At 65.2% G+C, this 3975-nt stretch carries 5 protein-coding genes; 4 read left to right on the top strand and 1 reads right to left on the bottom strand.

From position 1 onward, the window contains the following. The first annotated feature begins 57 nt into the window (after window positions 1-57). The 3 genes from VIR09_RS11455 to VIR09_RS11445 are packed head-to-tail and all read left to right on the top strand — an operon-like array spanning window position 58 to window position 2577. A complete protein-coding gene (locus VIR09_RS11455) occupies window positions 58-960 on the top strand; it encodes a branched-chain amino acid ABC transporter permease (protein WP_332012980.1) in 903 nt (300 codons plus the stop codon). Between the two features lies 1 nt (window position 961). Beyond that, on the top strand, window positions 962-1927 hold the full coding sequence (locus tag VIR09_RS11450) for a branched-chain amino acid ABC transporter permease (protein WP_332012979.1): 966 nt from the start codon (window positions 962-964) through the stop codon (window positions 1925-1927). Beyond that, on the top strand, window positions 1927-2577 hold the full coding sequence (locus VIR09_RS11445) for a GntR family transcriptional regulator (protein WP_332012978.1): 651 nt from the start codon (window positions 1927-1929) through the stop codon (window positions 2575-2577). Before VIR09_RS11450 ends, VIR09_RS11445 begins: the two co-directional genes overlap by 1 nt. On the opposite strand, the gene VIR09_RS11440 is transcribed toward VIR09_RS11445, so the two are convergent. After that, entirely contained in the window at window positions 2552-3034 is a 483-nt protein-coding gene (locus VIR09_RS11440) for a multidrug/biocide efflux PACE transporter (RefSeq protein WP_332012977.1), read from the bottom strand. The genes VIR09_RS11445 and VIR09_RS11440 overlap by 26 nt on opposite strands. Window positions 3035-3156: 122 nt before the next feature. Between VIR09_RS11440 and VIR09_RS11435 the strand changes: the two genes are divergently transcribed. Further along, a partial coding sequence (locus VIR09_RS11435; RefSeq protein WP_332012976.1) for a LysR family transcriptional regulator occupies window positions 3157-3975 on the top strand: 819 nt, incomplete at its 3' end.

The raw sequence follows: 3975 nt of genomic DNA, 5'->3' as shown, positions 1-3975 counted from the left end.
CGCACCGCCGCGCGCTTCCCGGAAATCGACGCGACACCTGTCCGCCCGCCGCCTACTATGTTCGACATCTCGCTTCCCGCCTTGCTCGCCCAACTGCTGGTGGGGCTGATCAACGGCTGCTTCTACGCCATCCTGAGCATGGGGTTGGCCATCATCTTCGGCCTGCTCAACATCGTCAATTTCACGCACGGCGCCCAGTTCATGATGGCCGCGTTCCTGGCCTGGATCGGCTTCACGCAGTTGCCGCAACTGCTGGGGCCAGGCGTGCAGATCAACTTCTGGGCTGCGTTGATCGTGGCGCCGCTGCTGGTGGGCGCTGTCGGCGTCGTGATCGAGAAGACGCTGCTCAAGCGGCTTTATCACCTGGACCACCTGTACGGCCTGTTGCTGACCTTCGGCATCGCGTTGATGATGGAGGGAGGCTTTCGCTACTTCTACGGCATCTCGGGCGTGGGGTATGAGCCGCCCGAAGTCCTGCAAGGCGGCTTCGACCTGGGCTTCATGTTCCTGCCGGCCTACCGCGCTTTCGTGGTGGTGGCGTCCCTGGTGCTGTGCTTTGCCACCTGGTATCTGTTCGAACGGACCCGGCTGGGCGCCATGCTGCGCGCCGGCACTGAGAATCCCAGGCTGCTGCAGGCGTTCGGCGTCAACGTGCCGGTGATGATCACCCTGACCTATGGCTTTGGCGTGGCGCTGGCGGGGGTGGCCGGCGTGCTGGCCGCGCCCGTCATGCAGATCAATCCGCTGATGGGCTCGAACCTGCTGAACATCGTGTTCGCGGTGGTCGTGATCGGCGGGCTGGGTTCCATCATGGGCGCCATCGTCACCGGCCTGGCCCTGGGCCTGCTGGAAGGCCTGACCAAAGTGTTCTATCCCGAAGCCTCGACGGTGGTGGTCTTCATCGTGATGGCGATCGTTCTGCTGACGCGCCCCGCCGGCCTGTTCGGCAAGGAGAAATAAGGTGCAGCGCATACCCTCCTCGATCCGCATCCTGGCGCTGCTGCTGGTGCCGGCCCTGCTGGTGCCGTTCTTTCCGCAGATCGTCTACCCCGTGTTTGTGATGAAGGTGCTGTGCTTTGCGCTGTTTGCGCTGGCCTTCAACCTGCTGACCGGCTTCACCGGCCTGGTGTCGTTCGGCCATGCCGCGTTCTTCGGCTGGGCCGGCTACGCGGCCGGCGAAATGATGATCCTGTTTGGCGCCCGAGGCCTGCCGCCAGAGATCGCCATGGCCTGCGGCGTGGCCATGGCCGCCGCCATCGGCTACGCGATCGGCTGGCTGGCGATCCGGCGCACCGGCATCTACTTCGCGATGATCACGCTGGCGCTGTCGCAGGTGGCGTACTTCATGGCCGTGCAGGTGGGCTGGACGCGCGGCGAAGACGGCATGCAGGGCATCCCGCGAGGCAAGTTCCTGGGCCTGGTGGATTTGAGCGTCGACGCCAATATGTATTACTTCGCCTTGGCGGTCTTCGTGCTGGGATTCCTGTTCGTCTACCGGGTGATCCACTCGCCCTTCGGCCAGGTGCTCAAGACCATCCGCGACAACGCGCCGCGCGCCATATCGCTAGGTTACGATACAGACCGGTGCAAGCTGCTGGCCTTCGTGCTGTCGGCTGCGGTCGCCGGCCTGGCCGGTTCGCTGAAGGCGCTGGTGCTCCAGCTGGTTGCATTGAACGACGTGTCGCTCGCCACCTCCACGGAAGTACTGCTGATGACGCTGCTGGGCGGCATCGGCACGGTATGGGGGCCGGTGGTCGGTGCGACGCTGGTCGTCAGCCTGCAGAATTATCTTGCCACCCTGGGCGACATCGTCACCATCGTCATCGGACTGATTTTCGTGTTGTGCGTGTCGTTCTTCCGGCGCGGATTCGTCGGCGAATGGCTGGCCTACGCGCAGTGGCGCAAAACGAAGGAAAACAATAGTTGATGGCTGCAGCAGAATCCAAACGGCGCGCCGCCGATGTCGCCTACGACCAGATCGAAAGCATGATCGCCACGCTGCAATTGCAACCGGGCAGCGCGGTCGTCGAAGCGGATCTGGTCGAAAAGACCGGCCTGGGCCGCACGCCGCTGCGCGAGGCGCTGCTGCGCATGGTGGCAGCCGGGCTGATACGCCAGGAGCCGCGGCGCGGCCTGCGCGTATCCATGATCCAGCTGGCCGACCACATGGACTTGATCCAGACCCGCCGGGCGCTGGAGCAGCTGATCGCGGCCAGCGCCGCGCGCCGCGCCACGCCGGCTCAGCGCAGCCAGATCGTGGATTGCGCGGCGCAGATGATACGCGCCGCGGAAGGCGGCAACCTCGACGACTACATGCATGCCGACCAGTTGCTGGACCACGTCTGCCACCAGGCCTGCCGCAATGCCTCGGCCGTGAACGCGGTGGCGCCGCTGATCATCCAGTGCCGGCGCTTCTGGTACGCCTACCAGCACGAGGGCGACATTGCCGAAGGCGCGCGCCGCCACATGCTGATGGCCGAAGGCATCGCCACCGGCAACGAGTCCGCGGCTATCAAGGGCGCGGACTCGCTGATGGACTACCTGGAGATGTTCACGCGCAAGGTGATTGACGCGTGACGGCCGGCGCGGCCTGCCCATTGCGGCGGGCCAGCCACTGCAAGACCCGCGGCCGCGAGCGGTCATACGCCAGGTTGTAGAGGAAGGCGTAGGGCAGATAGAACAGCACCAGCGCGATATCCAGCACAAAGGCCTGCCACAGGCTGATATTGAGCCACCAGGCCGCCAGCGGGATCACGATCAGGATCAGGCCCAGCTCGAAGCCGAAGGCGTGCACCACGCGCAGCCGCAGCGTGCGGGTCCAGCCCATGCGGTTCTCGATGCGGTCGAAGCCCGCGTTGTAGATCATGTTCCAGACCAGCGCGATCCAGGCGATCACCGCGGTCAGCACGCCCATTTCAAACAGGGACTTGCCCATGGCCCAGGCGGCCGCCGGGGCGCACAGGCCGATGGCGATGATTTCGAACAGAAAGGCGTGAAGGAAACGTTCTTTGAGGGTTTTCTTGGCTTGCGTCATGACCCACCTGCGGTCGGTTGATACTGAGTGGAAGCGATTTTCGACGATATTTCCGTTACCATAAAGATGGTTTTCATCGGAAAAACCGATAATCCATCAGCCCTACCCCGGAGCCTGCCCGCATGCGCCACTCCCTGGAATCCCTGGCGGCGTTCGCCCAGGTCGCCTCCGAAGGCACGTTTTCCGCCGCCGCCCGCAAGCTCGGCAAGAGCCAGTCCACCGTCAGCGAAACCGTCGCCAACCTGGAGGTGGATTTGAACGTCACGCTGTTCGACCGCAGCCAGCGGCAGCCGACGCTGACCGAGGCCGGCCAGGTGCTGCTGGGGCAGGCCCTGCAGGTGCTGGCGGCCAACGACAGGCTGAACCGCAGCGCCAGCCAATTGGCCGAGGGCCTGGAGCCCCGCCTGACCTTGGTGCTGTCCGATACCTTCCAGTCCGAGACCTTCGAGACCATGCTCAGCCAGATCGACCAGCGCTATCCGGCGCTGCGCTTCGAATGCCTGATCGCGGAGTACGAGGACGTGGTGGCGCTGGTGCAGCAGGGACGCGCGCACCTGGGGTTGATGGCCGCGCAGGACAGCTATCCGCCCGACGTGGCGCACGCGACGCTGGCGGAGCTGTCGGAGATCGTCCTGTGCGTGGGCCGCGGCCACGCGCTGGCCAAGCTGCCCCGGGTCACCGAAGACCAGCTGAAATCCGAGCGCGCGCTGCGCCTGAGCACGTATGAATTGGGCGACAAGGAAGCCGAGCCGGCCTATGCCACCTGGTCGGCGCCCGGCTATCTGATGCTGCTGGAAATGGCCAGCCGCGGATTCGGCTGGACCGAGCTGCCGCGCTGGATGATCCAGCGCTTCGGCCAGGACCAATTGGTGGAGCTGAAGGCGCCGGGCTGGCCGCGCCACATCCGCGTCGATGCGGTCTGGTCGCGGCGCCGCGCGCTG

The organism is Achromobacter sp. (assembly GCF_036567245.1).
In the GTDB taxonomy this organism is placed as follows: domain Bacteria; phylum Pseudomonadota; class Gammaproteobacteria; order Burkholderiales; family Burkholderiaceae_B; genus Achromobacter.
The sequence above is the reverse complement of the archived record's forward strand: the minus strand, read 5'-3'. Positions and strand labels throughout refer to the sequence as shown.

Bases quoted from the DNA above. Each gene is read 5' to 3' on its own strand.
- VIR09_RS11440 (WP_332012977.1), bottom strand. From the start codon at position 3,034: ATGACGCAAGCCAAGAAAACCCTCAAAGAACGTTTCCTTCACGCCTTT.
- VIR09_RS11445 (WP_332012978.1), top strand. From the start codon at position 1,927: ATGGCTGCAGCAGAATCCAAACGGCGCGCCGCCGATGTCGCCTACGAC.
- VIR09_RS11455 (WP_332012980.1), top strand. From the start codon at position 58: ATGTTCGACATCTCGCTTCCCGCCTTGCTCGCCCAACTGCTGGTGGGG.